Here is a 15,221-nt window from a genome sequence, read left to right as displayed (position 1 = left end):
ATAAGAATTTGTTTTTAAGAAAAAATAGCATTCACAAGCTTTTCATAAAACCCGCCACTTAAACGAATAAGTAGTGGGTTTTTTTTAACTTAGTGGTACGATAAAAATCTCATGTTAAAACAACAACTTAATTTTAAACTTTCTCAGAAACTTTCTCCTCAACAAATCCAGTTGATGAAGTTAATTCAATTGCCTACACAGGCTTTTGAGCAACGTCTTTCTCAGGAAATGAACGAGAACCCGGCATTGGAAACTGGCAAAGAAGAACCAGAAACATTCGATGAAGAATACGGAAATGAGCAGGATGAATACGATAATGAGGGAACAGAAGTAATTGAAGCAGAAATAAATGTTGATGATTATCTAAGTGATGATGAAACGCCGAGCTACAAATTATCGGCAAATAATTACAGTGCAGATGATGAAGAAAAGCAGATGCCATATGCATCGGGAACTTCTTTTAATCAACATCTTTTACAACAGCTCAACACATATCGTCTTGAAGAAGATGAAAAAGAAATTGCAAAGTTCCTCGTTGGGAGTGTTGACGAAAGTGGATACATACGAAGAGAGGTTCAGGATATTGTAGATGATCTTGCATTCACTCAAAATGTATATACTACTGAAGATAAAATAGAAAAAGTTTTAAAAATAGTTCAAGATTTAGACCCTTCTGGCGTAGGGGCTCGTGACCTTCAGGAATGTTTATTGCTTCAGTTAGAACGTAAAGAGCCTACCGAATTTGTTTCTTTAGCAATCACTATTTTAGAAGACGCTTTCGAACACTTCAGTAAAAAACATTATAAAAAACTACTTCAGAAATTTGATATTACAGAAGATCAACTTCGAGGAGCTATCCATGAAATTGAAAGTTTGAATCCGAAACCTGGAGGGGCTTTTTCAGGAAGTACACGAATGGTGGAACATGTGGTACCCGATTTTGCCATTAAGATCGTGGATGGAGAATTAGAACTTACCTTAAACGGAAGAAATGCTCCAGAGCTTCATGTGTCGCGCGATTATACAAACATGCTAAAAGGCTATAAAGAGTCGAAAGACAAGTCGAAATCGCAGAAAGACGCTGTGATGTTTATTAAGCAAAAACTAGATGCTGCTAAATGGTTTATTGATGCTATTAAGCAAAGGCAACAAACACTTTTTGTCACCATGAATGCGATTATGCATCGCCAAGAAGAATATTTTTTAACAGGTGATGAGCGAAAGTTGAAGCCAATGATCCTCAAAGATATTGCCGATAAAATTAATATGGACGTTTCTACAGTTTCAAGAGTAGCAAATAGTAAATACGTAGACACTCCTTACGGAACCAAGCTTATTAAAGAGTTTTTTAGTGAATCGATGACGAATGATCAAGGGGAAGAAGTTTCTACTAGAGAGATCAAAAAGATTTTGGAGATAACCATTTCTGAAGAAGATAAAAGAAAACCACTTACCGACGATAAACTTGCTAAGGTCTTGAAGGAAAAAGGGTATCCAATCGCACGACGAACTGTAGCTAAATATCGCGAACAATTAGACCTTCCAGTTGCACGCCTTAGAAAAGAAATTTAATGAACTGGTTTCTAAGAATCGCAGCATATCTTTTTCATCCGCTATTAATGCCGCTTTTAGGGGGCGTTGTATATTACACCATTACCCCACGATATATTGAACCGGAACTAATACAAGCAAACTTACTAGCTATAGCCATTATAACCGTGTTTATTCCTATTATTACTTTTTTTCTTCTGAAGAATTTAGGGGTGATAGAATCGATACATTTAGAAAATGTAAAAGAGCGAAAAGTTCCTCTGATGGTTCAGAGTGTGTTGCTGCTCCTGATTATTAAAGTAGTATTTAATGTATATGATAGTCCCGAAATGTATTACTTTTTTGTGGGGATATTGTTTTCGAGTATTACTGCGTTAATGCTTGTATTATTAAAGTTTAAAGTGAGCTTACATCAAATAGGAATCGCGGGTGTAACTATGTTTTTAATAGCACTAAGCGTACACTTTAAGGTTAATGTACTCCTAGGTCTCAGTGTATTTTTTATAATAAATGGTTGGGTAGCTTCATCCAGATTACATACCGAAAGTCATACCCTAGCCGAATTAATTATCGGATTCTTCGTAGGCATGTTACCTCAGCTTATACTTTTAAATTTTTGGTTATAAAATGTAGAACATTAAACCAATTTTTATAGTTCTAAAATCTACTGTTTCGCCTTCAGTTGTAACCGCATCTTTAAAGAAAGGGTTGATACTATAATTTGCGTAAAAATTTATCCCTCCATATCCAAAACTTAAAGTCGCAGCTAACCGTAACCGATCGAATTCTGGAACATCGGTTTGTCCTCCGTTATTTCCATTTTGTTTGAATGTTGATCGAAACCAGTAAGCATAACCGACTCTAACTCCCGTATAAATTCGCCAAAAACGATAAGAACTGGCTGTGGAACTGCGCCATCGGAATTCAATAGGAGCTTCAATCACCGCAGTAGCAAAACTATTACGATCATAATCTACTTCACTATCTTTTAATACTGTAAATATTGTTTCATCATTTAAATTTTCACCTATAAAAAGAGTTTGTCCAAACTGATCGAATGCTAGTCCAGCACCAATAGCGACCGCTATATTTCTTCGTTTATTTATAGGCATATCTCGTAGGAAACCAAAATGAACACCACCAGAAAGCCCCCTAATATTTACGCCACTTGGCACACTTGATAATAAGTTATACGTTAAGCCTGCATAGAATTGATCCTCTCTATATAGAGAATCAACAGGATTCGTAGATGTTAGTTTTTGTGCAAAACCTTGACACATCATCAACATACCAATAACGAGAAAGCTGTTTTTAAATAATTTCTGCATATCTTAAATATACTTGAATTCTATTATTGTAAACAAAAAAACGCCTTGAAATAAATATTCAAGGCGTTTTAAATAATTTATAAATACTACTTAATTATCAACTTGATTACCCGGTGAGGTAATGTAGATAATTTTTAACATATTCATTTCTCTTAATTCCTGTTTAATATCGGTAACGAGACCAGTATTTGTATCCTCATCCACCTTCAAGGCAACCATTACTTTATCCTGAAGTTCAGGTCGTAATTTAGCTCTTGTCTCTGCTAGTGCAGATTTAAGGCTTGAAACATCGGTATATTTATCTCCGATCTGGATTCTTCCTTCTTTACCATATTTATCCTGATATCTTTGACTTGGTCTACCGGCAAAAATATAAACAGATCGATCTTTTTTTAGTTTTTCAACTTGATCTGCTTTAGGCAGGTCATTCTTCACTAACAGATTACTATCACGGAGGACAGTCACAACCATAAAAAAGAATAATAACATAAATACGATATCCGGTAAGGACGCCGTGTTTACAGCAGGTAACTCACCACCTTTTTTCTTTTTGAATTTTGACATAAGTACGTTATTTATTTATTCTCCTGATTTTCTTGGCTCGGCTTCTGAAAGTTTCTGCGGGAATAACTTCTGAATATTTTCAAGTTTTTCCTGAGTTGCTTCTTCGTTTCCGTTATAAGAACCTTCATCGATAGCACGTTTTACTTCGGTAAATTTCCAACCGTATAAACGTTGAGATTCACGATCTCTTAAAAAATTATACGCCGCCACTAATTCATTCTGTACAGCGATATACATTTTGTAAGAAGTTAAACGGTCATTCTGTACCGAGATAATTGCCTTGTCTGGATCATCAGATGATTCTGGACTACGTTTTCCTTTACAATAGCTACAGTAATTAGGAGCCCCTTGAGGCGCTCCACCATTGTCAAGGAAATCTATAGCTGCTTGACGTAAATCTTTCAATTCCATCAACTCTTCTTCAACCAACAATTGATCGTCTTGATTCACATTTACAACAAACAAGTTTTTCTGTTTAATAACAACTTGTTCATCTGTGGGTGGTTCATCGGGTGGAAGCTGACGTGCAATCCCTTTATCCTTCTCAATGGTTGTTGTAACCAAGAAAAAGATAAGTAAAAGGAATGCGATGTCTGCCATAGACCCTGCATTTACTTCTGGTGTTGCTCTTCTAGCCATAGGTTATTTTCTTATTTTGGTGATTCCACTAAATATCATCGAACCGATTGCTAATACCGCAAGTATGTAAAACACATACAAACCAGTTGAAACCCATTTCGAACCACTTGCAGAAAGAATGTCTCCATCACGCATCACTGTTTCTTGACCATCGGCCAAAACATAGGAAACCACTACAATTAATATAAAAGCTCCAACAGAGAGTAATGTTTTCTTTAAATCGCCTGAAAAAACTCCTTTTAGAACAAAGAATAGCACAAATAAAAGAACCAATGCGAATGTAATATACGCTACATATAAATACCCATCGACGCCTGCACCTGTAGATGCTACAACTTCATCACCTTTAGAAATAATCATGGCAAGAAAAACGATTCCCGCAATGCTTAAAAGCAATCCTACTATTTTTAAAATTTTATGTAAAGCCATGTATTGGGTTTTAAAAATTATCTTCTGTTTTTGTAGTCAACAAGCATGTCGATCAATGTGATAGAAGCATCTTCCATACTGTTCACAATACTATCAATCTTAGCGATGATGTAATTGTAAAAAATCTGTAGGATAATCGCAACAATCAGACCGAATACAGTTGTTAATAATGCTACTTTAATACCACCCGCAACAAGTGAAGGGTTCATATCACCAGCAGCTTCAATTTTATCGAAAGCAAGAATCATCCCGATTACCGTACCCATGAAACCAAGCATTGGCGCCAGAGCGATAAATAAAGAGATCCAAGAAACATTCTTCTCAAGTTGTCCCATTTGAACTCCTCCATAGGCAACAACTGCTTTTTCTGCAGCTTCTAAACTTTCATCTGCACGATCTAAACCTTGATAGTAGATAGATGCAACAGGTCCTTTTGTATTTCTACATACTTCTTTCGCAGCTTCAATACCACCGCTATTTAAAGCATCTTCAACATCTTCAGCTAATTTCTGAGTATTAGTTGTAGAAAGATTAAGGTAGATAATTCTTTCAATAGCAATTGCTAACCCAAGAATTAAACACAATAAAACAATCCCCATAAAAGCTGGTCCACCTTCGATGAATCGCAGTTTTAATTCTTGATGCCATCCTAAGGACTCTTCTTCTGCTACTGCAGCTTCTTCATCTTGAATAAATGTAACAGTTGCTGCTGTTACTAAAGTTTGTGCACTTGTTGGCATCGTTTGAGCTACGGAAGCGTTTGCTGTGAATGTTCCCGCAAAAACTAATGCGGCAATTGCCATAATAGAAAATAATTTTTTCATTGCTATCGACTTAAGGTTTATTTTTAGTTAAGGGTTTAAAGATATAAAAATAATTAGTTAATCTCCAATAATAAATTTACTGAAAAGCCTGTAATCTCTGTTACTAAAGCAGTTATCCTACCAAATTAGGTTAAACGACAAATTTAAGAGATGAAAGGCAAAAACTCATGCTTTAAAATGAATTTTCGATGAGAGCTTATTATATAATTTTAATTAGAAACTGCATTTTTAACAGTTTACTCTCAAGACAACAAAAATGATCTTTGAAAGTAATTATAATATAAAACTCACTTTTAATTAAGTTCATTTTGCAGAGAGGAAGGGATTCGAACCCTCGATACGCTTTTGGCGTATACACGCTTTCCAGGCGTGCGCCTTCGACCGCTCGGCCACCTCTCTATTAATTAGTCCCCTTTAATTAGTCTCCTTAATTATAAGGAACGCCAAATATCAAAAATAAATAACTCTTACAAAATAGTTATGGCTATAAATTTTAATTCATCTCCCCACGAAGCGAAGTTTCAAAAATAGTTTTAAAGCTTTTAGGTGCTATTTTTTGTCCCAATAAATATTTTAATTTAGCTAATGCGGCTTCAGTAGTGCAATCTTTACCGCTAATTACTCCTATTCTTTTTAAAGCAACACTAGTTTCATAAAGTCCCATAGTTACACTTCCACCAGAACACTGTGTCACATTAATCACAGGGATGCCACGATCTATAAGTTGCTTTAGCTCTTTTATAAACCATGCTTCATTAGTAACATTTCCACTTCCAAAGGTTTCAATAATTAATCCTTTTATTTTTGGATATCCGCATATATGTGCTACCGTTTCGATATCTATTCCCGGAAACATTTTCAGTAATACAATATTCGACTCCATTTGTTTATGAACCTTCAATTTCTTTCTTCGGTTTGGTTTGTATAATGCATCATAATTTACCGTTAAATGAACCCCACTCTCAATTAATGCGGGATAATTTAACGAGGCAAAGGCTTCGAAGTGTTCGGCATTTATTTTTGTGGTTCGGTTCGCACGATAGCCTTTATATTCAAAATACAAACATACTTCTCCTAAAACCGACTGTCCCTTTTCCCTTAATGCAGCGATCTGTATCGACGTGATAAGGTTCTCTTTAGCATCGGTTCTGAGATCTCCAATAGGGAGCTGTGATCCTGTAAAAACAACTGGTTTTCCCAAATTTTCTAGCATAAAGCTTAGCGCTGAAGCCGTATACGACATGGTATCGCTTCCATGCAACACAACAAATCCATCGTACTTTTCGTAATTTTCTTCGATGAGCGTCGCTAACTGAACCCAATACTTAACATTCATGTTAGAACTGTCGATGGGAGTTTCGAAACTGGTGGTGTTGATCTCGCAGTCCAATAATTTAAGTTCTGGGATATGTTTTAAAAGATCATTAAAATTAAAATTTCGTAACGCGCCAGTTTCAAAATCTTTAATCATACCAATAGTTCCACCGGTATAGATAAGTAAAATTTGTGTGTTGTATTTCATTCGGCAGTCGTGTATGCAATTATTTTTTCTTCGGAAGCAACTCAGCTATGTTTAATCTGCTGAAATTAGATTCCGAATATTTCTTTTGAATTTTCAGTAGTAATACGTGCCACTTCCCTTTCTGAAACCGAATAGATATCTGCTATCTTTTTCGCCACTAAAGAAAGATAGCTACTTTCGTTTCTTTTCCCCCGAAAGGGCACTGGTGCTAAATATGGAGCGTCGGTTTCTAAAACAATGTGTTTTAAATCGATTTGTGCTAAAAAGGTATCTATTTTTCCATTCTTAAAAGTAACCACACCTCCAATTCCTAATTTCATATTGTAAGATATGGCTTGTTTTGCCTGTTCTAGAGTTCCTGTGAAACAGTGGAAAATTCCGAAGAGATCCTCTCCTTTCTCTAGTTCCAACACTTCAAAAACCTCATCGAATGCGTCTCGGCAATGAATTACAATAGGCAATTTATATTTTTTGGCAAGTTGTATTTGCCTGCGAAACGCATCTTGCTGAATTTTTAAAGTTGATTTATCCCAATAGAGATCGACTCCTATTTCACCCACGGCATAAAAAGTACGCGATTTAAATTCTGCTTCAACGTGTGCTAATTCGCTCTCATAGTCTTCTTTAACTGAAGTAGGATGCAACCCCATCATTAAAAATATGCGGTCGGGATATTTTTCCTCTAATGCATACATTGCATTGGTAGATTGTGAATCGATTGCCGGAATAAAAAAACGTTGCACTCCTTCAGCAAAGGCTCGTTTCATCATGGCTTCGCGATCTTCATCGAAGGCATCGCTATATAAATGGGTGTGTGTATCTGTTAACATTCTTGCAAAGCTACTTATTTTGTTTGCTATCTTTGAAATAAAATCAGCATGCAATTACGACAATTTCTGGAAGCACAGCAGTACCATCGAATTCCTTTAAAAAAATTGGCCACTGGACATTACAAACTCACGGCGATGTTAAACGGTATGTCTGGCAACTTTATTTTAGACACCGGCGCTTCTACCAGTTGCATCGGTTTTGAAAGTGCCACCTATTTTCTTATGAATAGCGAAGAAAGCGATATAAAAGCGGCGGGAGCTGGAGCCATAAATATGGAAACAAGAGCTTCACGAAATAATACGATTACCCTTGAAGCGTTAACTATTAATCGGCAAGATTTTGTGCTATTCGATCTATCTCACGTAAATGAAGCCTTGCTCCAAGTAAACGAAACCAAGGTACATGGCATTATTGGTGCAGATCTTTTAAAGAAAAGAAGGGCTGTGATCGACTACGGTAGAAACTGCTTGTATTTAAAATAGGTAACAAGCCGCTTGGATTACAAAATTTTAGTACTTTTATTTTCAGTCAAATAACTCACCTAGGAATGAAGCTACACTCAGCTAGTGCGTTTTTACTTATATCTTTTATGTGTTTCACGGTTTCCGCTCAGGAATTCGACGCATCTTATTATAAAAAACTGGCATCCAGCAATACAAATACTAGTATTCGGCTAAAAGCAATGGACAGCATTTTAGCTAAAACATTTCGAACAGACCCTAAAACTTTTATAGCCTACAGTCTTGAATATATTTCATTAGCAAAAGAAGTCGATAGCATCGCTTGGGCTGCAAAAAAAGCAATGAATTTGCAACACCCTCTTACAAATTACAATAATGATCCGGGAAAAGCAGTAACAGTATTAAGCAACGTAATTTCTCACAAATACAAATTAAAAGATAGTTTTTTACTTGGTGGCCTATATTTAAAAAGAGGTCGAGCACACTTACGAATAGACTTAAAAGATGCCGTTGAAGATTTTACATTGGCAATAGATAATTTTGGGAGAAAAGATTCTATTCATAAAGCAGACGCATATTTATTTCGAGGGCAAGCCTATTCTAACCAAGGAAAATTTATAAAAGCAAGTGAAGATTACAACAAAGCACATTCGTTATTTGAATCGTTAAAAGATTACGAGTACATGTTACTTGCGCAACAAGGTAATATTACCATGTACAGCATGAACGGCTTTTACGACAAAGCAAAAGAAGAGCGGGACTCATTAGTTGAGAAATTAAAGGAACTTGAATTACATCAATATCTTGCCACGCTGTACTACAATCAAGCTTTAGATTATAAAAAAATGGGAGAACCCAGCCTCGAGTTAGATTATTTGCTACAAGCAAAACAAATATTCAACGACTCTTTAAGTGACAAAGTCATGTATGTTGCCATTCACTCTAGTCTAGTAGAATATTACAGCAATAAAAATGATGTAGATAAGGCTCAAAAAAACATGGAGCTAATCGAAAATGTTTATGCAACCATAAATGGAGACCTTTATACAGATTTAAATTACAATAACGCTAAAGCGATTGTTTTAAAAAACAACGGACAATTCGAAGAAGCACTAAAGTATGCTCAAAAAAGATTGAATAATGCGAAAACTTTTGGCATTGAAGAGGAAACTATGAGCTCCTATCTCTTACTTGCTGAGATTTATGATGAAATCGACGATTTTAAAAATAGTTATGAAAATAAATCTGCATACATTACCCTAAAAGATTCACTTTATAACGCAAAATCTGCAAATGCCTTTGCCTATTACCAAACAGCTCTAGAAATTGAAAAAAAAGAAAAAGAATTAGTAGAAAAAAACACGAATATTCAGCTTTTAGAAAAAGATAACGATACCTTTAAAAAAATGGTTGGGTTTAGCAGTATTGCTGTATTACTCGGCTTTATACTTGTCATTTTGTACAGAAACCAAAGTCACTTAAAAACTAACAAAGTGCTTCAAGAACGTTTTAGTCAAGAGTTACTTGCTTCGCAGGAAGTAGAACGAAAACGTATATCGAAAGACCTTCATGATGGTCTTGGACAACAATTACTACTTATTAAAAATAAAATAGTAGAGAAAGGTGATTCCACTACCAAACAAATGGTAGATGCAGCTATCGATGAAGTTCGCTCTATTTCTAGAGACCTCCATCCTTTTCAATTACAAGAAATGGGCATTACGAAGGCTATTGAGTTTACCTTAAATCAAATTGATGAAAACACATCATTATTTATTTCATCCGACATAGATAATATCGACAATGTTTTTAGCAAAGAGGGAGAGATAAATATTTATAGAATTGTACAAGAGAGTTTAAGCAATGTTTTAAAACATGCAAAAGCAGAAGCGAGCAAAGTTTCGGTAAAACGATTTGCTAACAACATTATTATTTCAATTAGAGATAATGGAATTGGTTTCGATTTTGCTGAAGAATATCAAGATGTAAAGTCGCTCGGACTCAAAACTTTATTAGAACGAACAAAATTTTTAAAAGGACAAATGAAGGTATATTCCAGAAAAGACAGCGGAACGGTGCTTGAATTTCAATTTCCGGTATCATGAAAAACCCATCTATAATTACAGCAGACGATCATCCATTACTTTTAAAAGGTCTCAACGATTTCTTAATTGAAAAAAAATACAACCTTATAGGAAGTGCTAATAATGGGCGGGAAGCTTATAATCTTATAATAAAACAGGAACCCGATATTGCTATTATAGATATACAAATGCCTTATATGTCGGGGCTTGAAATTGCAAAAAACTGCAAAACACATGGTTCTCGAACTAAAGTTGTCCTTATCACGCTTCATAAAGAAAAGGAGCTTTATCAAAAAGCGCAGGAGTTAAATATATTTGGATATATTTTAAAAGAAGTGGCAATCGAAGAAATTGAAAATTGTATTGAAACGGTTTCAGGAGGACATCCCTATTTTAGTCCGAAGATTAAAGAATTACTTGCTTTTGAAAATGTAGAAGATAGCACGCTTAATAGTTTGACCCCTTCAGAAAGAAAAATTTTAAAGCTGATTGCCAAAGACAAGACTAATAAAGATATCGCTTCTCTACTTTTTATATCGTATCGAACCGTAGAAAAACACCGAAGTAATATTATTAATAAACTTAATCTTGAACCCAAAACGAACAGCTTACTTATTTGGGCAAAAGAGAACCATGACAAACTTTTGTAGTTCCTAAAAATTAATTTACGTGTTTACACGTATTTGGATCAAGCCTTATTATAGTGATCTTTACGTACTGTTAATGTTTAATTTTCAACCAAATAAGTCAACTAATTAACCAAAAAACCCAGCTTTTCAGCTGGGTTTTTTTGTAGTGGTACTTTTGCTTTCTTATTATAGCTCAAGTGCTCTTTTCACATCGTTGTTCATTAACAACTCTTCAGGACTTTCTAGCGCCTCTTTTACAGCTACTAAAAACCCAACAGATTCCCGCCCGTCTATAATTCTGTGATCATACGATAATGCTACATACATAATAGGAGCTACAGCAATGGCACCATCGATTGCGATAGGACGCTCTACAATGTTGTGCATTCCTAGAATTCCTGATTGTGGCGGATTAATTATTGGTGTAGAAAGCATACTACCAAAAACCCCACCGTTTGAAATTGTAAAGGTTCCACCTGTCATTTCATCTACAGTGATTTTTCCGTCACGTGCGCGAATGGCAAGGCGTTTTACTTCTGCTTCAACTCCTCTAAATGTAAGATTTTCTGCATTTCTTATTACTGGTACCATAAGGCCTTTAGGTCCAGACACAGCAATAGAGATATCTTTAAAATCATGTTTGATCTGGTAATCTCCATCGATCATAGAATTTACATCTGGATATAAATCTAAGGCACGAACTACTGCAAGAGTAAAGAAAGACATAAAGCCTAAACTTACTCCGTGCTTTTCTTTAAACTGCTCTTTGTATTTCTTTCTTAATTCAAAGATTGGAGACATATTAACTTCGTTAAACGTAGTTAACATGGCTGTTTGGTTTTTTGCTGAAACCAAACGTTCTGCTACTTTTCGGCGTAGCATCGATAATTTTTTTCGTTCTGTCCCACGGTTTCCGTTTCCTGGAGTTCCCATAGATGGCGTAGCTTGATCGGCATCAGCTTTTGTAATTCTTCCGTCACGACCACTACCCTTTACACTGTTCGCATCCATCCCTTTTTCTGAAAGGATCTTTTTTGCAGCTGGCGATGGTGTTCCTGTAGCATACGATTTCTTATCCTGTGCTTGATCTGGTGTAGAAGACTTCGATGGTGTTTGTGTTTTCGCGTCAGCTTTATCCCCGTTATCTTTGTTTTTAGCATCTTGTTTATCAAGATCGGGACCCGCGTTTCCTTCACCTTTTTCATCACCAGGTTTATCGTAAGTTTCTGTAGAGTCATCTCCGCCACCAGGTTTCTCTGCATCTGTATCGATAAGGCAAACTACCTCACCCACACCAACAGCATCTCCTTCTTCTGCTTTAAGTGTGATAATTCCACTCGCTTCAGCAGGAAGTTCTAATGTTGCTTTGTCACTATCCACTTCGGCTATTGCTTGATCTTTCTCTACCCAATCGCCATCTTCAACAAGCCATTGTGCTATTTCTACTTCGGTTATGGACTCTCCCGGTGAGGGAACTTTCATTTCTAATGCCATAGTATTCTAATTTTATCTCTTTAAAACAGAGGTGTCTTTGTTATATTATTTTATTGTCTATGCGTCTTTATTAAATACACTTTCGATCACTTTCATGTGTCTTGCTTTCGATCTTACCGTACTTCCCGCCGCAGGAGCTGCATACATTTTACGACTGCATACTCTAAAGCTTTTTGCTTCATCTAAATGCATCAACATATGCGAATAAGCCCCCATGTTCTTAGGCTCTTCCTGCGCCCACACCACATCTTTTGCATTCTTATATTTCTTAATTGCCTTACGCATTTGCTTTGCCGGCACAGGAAACAATTGCTCTACACGCACAATCGCAACGTCGTCGCGCTTGTCCTCCTCTTTTTTCTCTAGCAGGTCGTAATAAAATTTACCACTTACAAACACCAGTGTTTTTACTTTGGTTGATTTTGCACTTGGATCGTCGATCACCATTTGAAAGGTTCCGTTCGCCAATTCTTCTTTTGTTGAAACAACTTTAGGGTGACGCAACAAACTTTTAGGTGTAAAAACTATTAACGGTTTGCGGTATTTTACTTTTAATTGTCTTCTCAATAAATGAAACATATTCGCAGGAGTTGTTACATCTGCTATAAACATGTTATCTGTAGCACATAATTGTAGGTAGCGCTCCATTCTTGCAGATGAGTGTTCTGCACCTTGACCTTCATACCCATGTGGCAATAACATAACCAAACCATTTTGAAGCTTCCATTTATCTTCGGCAGCAGAAATATACTGGTCGATCATAATTTGAGCTCCATTGCTAAAATCTCCAAATTGTGCTTCCCAAATTACCAAAGAAATTGGACTTGCCATTGCATATCCGTAATCAAACCCAACGACACCATATTCTGACAGTAGTGAATTATAAATATAAAATTCAGCCTGTTCGCCTTTTAATTCATTAAGTAGAATAATTTCTTCTTCACTTTCTTCCACTTTTACTACCGCATGACGATGTGAAAAAGTTCCTCTTTCTACATCCTGACCACTCATACGAACGTCATGCCCTTCCTTCAGTAAGGTTCCATACGCCAATAATTCTCCCATCGCCCAATCTAACTTGTTATCGTCAAAATACATGGTACGACGTGCATCGATAAGTTTTGATATTTTCCGAAGAAACTTTTTATCTTTTGGTAATTTTGTAATGACTTCAGCAATTTCGGTAAGTGCTTCTATATCGACAGTAGTGTCGACCTCTTCCATCATTTTATCCTCTTCGGCATAGATATATCCTTCCCATTCATCTTGCATGAACGGAGTGATTTCGGTTTTGTCTTCTTTTCTAGAATCTTCTAGGTTTTCTTCTAGCTTGTCTTTAAATTCTTGTTCTAATTTTTTGGTGTGTCCTTTTTTAATAACACCATCTTTAAATAGTTTTTCGGCATAAATATCACGAGGATTGCTATGCTTAGAAATTGCTTTATACAATTTTGGTTGAGTAAAACGTGGCTCATCTCCTTCGTTATGCCCATATTTTCTATACCCTAACAAGTCGATAAAAACATCGCGACCAAATTTCATTCTAAAATCAAGCGCAAAAATCATGGCATGTACTACAGCCTCTACATCGTCTGCATTCACGTGAAGAATTGGTGATAGTGTTACTTTACCTACATCGGTACAATACGTCGAGGATCGTGCGTCGAGGTAATTGGTTGTAAACCCTATCTGGTTATTTACCACGATATGAATTGTTCCTCCCGTTTTATAGCCATCGAGTTGAGCCATTTGTACTATTTCGTACACAATCCCTTGTCCGGCGATTGCTGCATCTCCGTGTACAATAATTGGAAGAACTGCTTCGGGGTTATCTTTGTGATGATCGTCTTGTTTAGCGCGGGCAATTCCTTGTACTACAGCTCCAACCGTTTCTAAGTGTGAAGGGTTGGGAGCTATGTTTAAGTTAATTTCTTTTCCAGAGCTGCTCTTTCGTTTAGATGTCCACCCAAGGTGATATTTCACATCTCCGTCGAATATATCTTGTGCATAATCTTTTCCGTCGAATTCACTAAAAATGTCTTTAGCGCTTTTTCCGAAGATATTGGTAAGGGTGCTTAAACGACCACGGTGAGCCATACCCATTACAAATTCTTTTACCCCTCGCTCTGCTGCACCTTCAATAAGAGCATCTAAAGCTGGAATTAAACTTTCTCCACCTTCAAGTGAAAATCGTTTCTGCCCCACATATTTGGTATGTAAAAAGGTTTCAAAAGAAACGGCTTCATTTAATTTTTTAAGGATATGTTTTTTTTCTTCCGAAGAAAACTTTGGCTGATTATCGTTAATGTTCAGTTTTTTCTGAATCCATTCGATCTCTTCTGGCTTCCGAATATACATATATTCAATTCCTATAGCATCACAGTAAATACTGTTGAGATGCTGTAGAATTTGTTCGAGAGTACTTGGACCAATTCCAAGAATTTCACCAGCCTTAAAAGTGATTTGCAAATCACTTTTGTTCAAGCCGAAATTTTCAATATCGAGTGTTGGTGTATATTTTCTACGATCGCGTACCGGATTTGTCTTGGTAAACAAATGTCCACGGGTACGATATCCATCGATTAATTTTATAACCTGAAATTCTTTTAAAACTTCTTCGGTGATAGTCGGTCGAGTATCGTCTTCTCCCTCAGGAGTAAGACCAAATTCTGCTGCCGAACCACTTTCAACCCCAAAGTCGAATCCTTGAAAAAAGGCCCTCCAACTGGGTTCTACACTGTCAGGGAATTTTAAATATTTATCGTAAAGGTCTGCGATTTGTTGTGGGTGAATCGCATTAAGAAAAGAATAGTTATCCATAATAGGAGTTCTGCAAGCTATTTTATATAAAACGAAACAAAAATA

Annotated in this window: 14 protein-coding genes and 1 tRNA gene; 5 read left to right on the top strand and 10 right to left on the bottom strand. The window is 36.2% G+C overall.

Annotation, left to right across the window (positions count from 1 at the left end; all coding sequences use genetic code 11):
- Positions 1 to 111: 111 nt before the first annotated feature.
- Together rpoN and ULVI_RS07110 are read left to right on the top strand one after the other, a co-directional pair.
- Positions 112 to 1,572, top strand: a complete 1,461-nt coding sequence (gene rpoN / locus ULVI_RS07115; RefSeq protein ID WP_068591118.1) for an RNA polymerase factor sigma-54 — start codon at positions 112 to 114, stop codon at positions 1,570 to 1,572.
- Positions 1,572 to 2,177 carry a hypothetical protein gene (locus tag ULVI_RS07110; RefSeq protein WP_068591117.1) on the top strand — a complete coding sequence of 202 codons (606 nt, stop codon included), beginning with the start codon at positions 1,572 to 1,574 and terminating at the stop codon, positions 2,175 to 2,177. Before rpoN ends, ULVI_RS07110 begins: the two co-directional genes overlap by 1 nt.
- Here the strand turns inward: ULVI_RS07110 and ULVI_RS07105 are convergent.
- The 8 genes from ULVI_RS07105 to ULVI_RS07070 form a co-directional block, all read right to left on the bottom strand.
- Positions 2,172 to 2,879 carry a porin family protein gene (locus ULVI_RS07105; protein WP_068591115.1) on the bottom strand — a complete coding sequence of 236 codons (708 nt, stop codon included), beginning with the start codon at positions 2,877 to 2,879 and terminating at the stop codon, positions 2,172 to 2,174. The two genes, ULVI_RS07110 and ULVI_RS07105, sit on opposite strands and share 6 nt — an antisense overlap.
- A gap of 90 nt (positions 2,880 to 2,969) precedes the next feature.
- Positions 2,970 to 3,443: an ExbD/TolR family protein gene (locus ULVI_RS07100; protein WP_068591113.1), complete on the bottom strand. Its 474-nt coding sequence runs from the start codon at positions 3,441 to 3,443 to the stop codon at positions 2,970 to 2,972.
- A gap of 15 nt (positions 3,444 to 3,458) precedes the next feature.
- Positions 3,459 to 4,082 carry an ExbD/TolR family protein gene (locus tag ULVI_RS07095; RefSeq protein ID WP_068591112.1) on the bottom strand — a complete coding sequence of 208 codons (624 nt, stop codon included), beginning with the start codon at positions 4,080 to 4,082 and terminating at the stop codon, positions 3,459 to 3,461.
- 3 nt (positions 4,083 to 4,085) lie between these two features.
- A complete protein-coding gene (locus ULVI_RS07090) occupies positions 4,086 to 4,511 on the bottom strand; it encodes a hypothetical protein (RefSeq protein WP_068591110.1) in 426 nt (141 codons plus the stop codon).
- A 17-nt stretch (positions 4,512 to 4,528) separates the two neighbouring features.
- Positions 4,529 to 5,335: a MotA/TolQ/ExbB proton channel family protein gene (locus ULVI_RS07085; RefSeq protein ID WP_068591108.1), complete on the bottom strand. Its 807-nt coding sequence runs from the start codon at positions 5,333 to 5,335 to the stop codon at positions 4,529 to 4,531.
- Positions 5,336 to 5,646: 311 nt separating this feature from the next.
- Positions 5,647 to 5,734, bottom strand: a tRNA-Ser gene (locus ULVI_RS07080).
- A 94-nt stretch (positions 5,735 to 5,828) separates the two neighbouring features.
- Positions 5,829 to 6,857 (bottom strand): asparaginase, encoded by a 1,029-nt coding sequence (locus ULVI_RS07075; RefSeq protein ID WP_068591106.1) that lies wholly within the window; start codon positions 6,855 to 6,857, stop codon positions 5,829 to 5,831.
- Between the two features lie 65 nt (positions 6,858 to 6,922).
- The gene (locus tag ULVI_RS07070; RefSeq protein WP_068591443.1) at positions 6,923 to 7,687 is read right to left on the bottom strand and encodes a TatD family hydrolase; all 765 of its coding nucleotides are present in this window, start codon (positions 7,685 to 7,687) and stop codon (positions 6,923 to 6,925) included.
- Between the two features lie 48 nt (positions 7,688 to 7,735).
- Here ULVI_RS07070 and ULVI_RS07065 point away from each other — a divergent pair, with 48 nt between their 5' ends.
- From ULVI_RS07065 to ULVI_RS07055, 3 genes are all read left to right on the top strand, one after another.
- Positions 7,736 to 8,170 carry a retropepsin-like aspartic protease gene (locus ULVI_RS07065; RefSeq protein ID WP_068591104.1) on the top strand — a complete coding sequence of 145 codons (435 nt, stop codon included), beginning with the start codon at positions 7,736 to 7,738 and terminating at the stop codon, positions 8,168 to 8,170.
- Positions 8,171 to 8,235: 65 nt separating this feature from the next.
- Positions 8,236 to 10,254: a tetratricopeptide repeat-containing sensor histidine kinase gene (locus ULVI_RS07060; RefSeq protein WP_082830797.1), complete on the top strand. Its 2,019-nt coding sequence runs from the start codon at positions 8,236 to 8,238 to the stop codon at positions 10,252 to 10,254.
- Positions 10,251 to 10,883, top strand: a complete 633-nt coding sequence (locus tag ULVI_RS07055) for a response regulator (protein ID WP_068591099.1) — start codon at positions 10,251 to 10,253, stop codon at positions 10,881 to 10,883. The genes ULVI_RS07060 and ULVI_RS07055 overlap by 4 nt, the downstream gene beginning before the upstream one ends.
- Before the next feature lie 165 nt (positions 10,884 to 11,048).
- Here ULVI_RS07055 and odhB read toward each other — a convergent pair whose 3' ends face one another.
- Together odhB and ULVI_RS07045 are read right to left on the bottom strand one after the other, a co-directional pair.
- Positions 11,049 to 12,356, bottom strand: a complete 1,308-nt coding sequence (odhB, locus tag ULVI_RS07050; protein WP_068591097.1) for a 2-oxoglutarate dehydrogenase complex dihydrolipoyllysine-residue succinyltransferase — start codon at positions 12,354 to 12,356, stop codon at positions 11,049 to 11,051.
- A 57-nt stretch (positions 12,357 to 12,413) separates the two neighbouring features.
- A complete protein-coding gene (locus ULVI_RS07045) occupies positions 12,414 to 15,176 on the bottom strand; it encodes a 2-oxoglutarate dehydrogenase E1 component (protein ID WP_068591095.1) in 2,763 nt (920 codons plus the stop codon).
- Positions 15,177 to 15,221: the final 45 nt, after the last annotated feature.

Source organism: Cochleicola gelatinilyticus (assembly GCF_001637325.1).
Classification (GTDB): Bacteria; Bacteroidota; Bacteroidia; order Flavobacteriales; family Flavobacteriaceae; genus Cochleicola; species Cochleicola gelatinilyticus.
Note: the sequence above shows the minus strand (reverse complement) of the source record. Positions and strands in the feature narration are given on the sequence as shown.

Bases quoted from the DNA above. Each gene is read 5' to 3' on its own strand.
- rpoN (WP_068591118.1), top strand. From the start codon at position 112: ATGTTAAAACAACAACTTAATTTTAAACTTTCTCAGAAACTTTCTCCT.
- ULVI_RS07070 (WP_068591443.1), bottom strand. From the start codon at position 7,687: ATGTTAACAGATACACACACCCATTTATATAGCGATGCCTTCGATGAA.
- ULVI_RS07055 (WP_068591099.1), top strand. From the start codon at position 10,251: ATGAAAAACCCATCTATAATTACAGCAGACGATCATCCATTACTTTTA.
- ULVI_RS07105 (WP_068591115.1), bottom strand. From the start codon at position 2,879: ATGCAGAAATTATTTAAAAACAGCTTTCTCGTTATTGGTATGTTGATG.
- ULVI_RS07110 (WP_068591117.1), top strand. From the start codon at position 1,572: ATGAACTGGTTTCTAAGAATCGCAGCATATCTTTTTCATCCGCTATTA.
- odhB (WP_068591097.1), bottom strand. From the start codon at position 12,356: ATGGCATTAGAAATGAAAGTTCCCTCACCGGGAGAGTCCATAACCGAA.
- ULVI_RS07045 (WP_068591095.1), bottom strand. From the start codon at position 15,176: ATGGATAACTATTCTTTTCTTAATGCGATTCACCCACAACAAATCGCA.
- ULVI_RS07085 (WP_068591108.1), bottom strand. From the start codon at position 5,335: ATGAAAAAATTATTTTCTATTATGGCAATTGCCGCATTAGTTTTTGCG.
- ULVI_RS07060 (WP_082830797.1), top strand. From the start codon at position 8,236: ATGAAGCTACACTCAGCTAGTGCGTTTTTACTTATATCTTTTATGTGT.
- ULVI_RS07100 (WP_068591113.1), bottom strand. From the start codon at position 3,443: ATGTCAAAATTCAAAAAGAAAAAAGGTGGTGAGTTACCTGCTGTAAAC.
- ULVI_RS07065 (WP_068591104.1), top strand. From the start codon at position 7,736: ATGCAATTACGACAATTTCTGGAAGCACAGCAGTACCATCGAATTCCT.
- ULVI_RS07075 (WP_068591106.1), bottom strand. From the start codon at position 6,857: ATGAAATACAACACACAAATTTTACTTATCTATACCGGTGGAACTATT.
- ULVI_RS07095 (WP_068591112.1), bottom strand. From the start codon at position 4,082: ATGGCTAGAAGAGCAACACCAGAAGTAAATGCAGGGTCTATGGCAGAC.
- ULVI_RS07090 (WP_068591110.1), bottom strand. From the start codon at position 4,511: ATGGCTTTACATAAAATTTTAAAAATAGTAGGATTGCTTTTAAGCATT.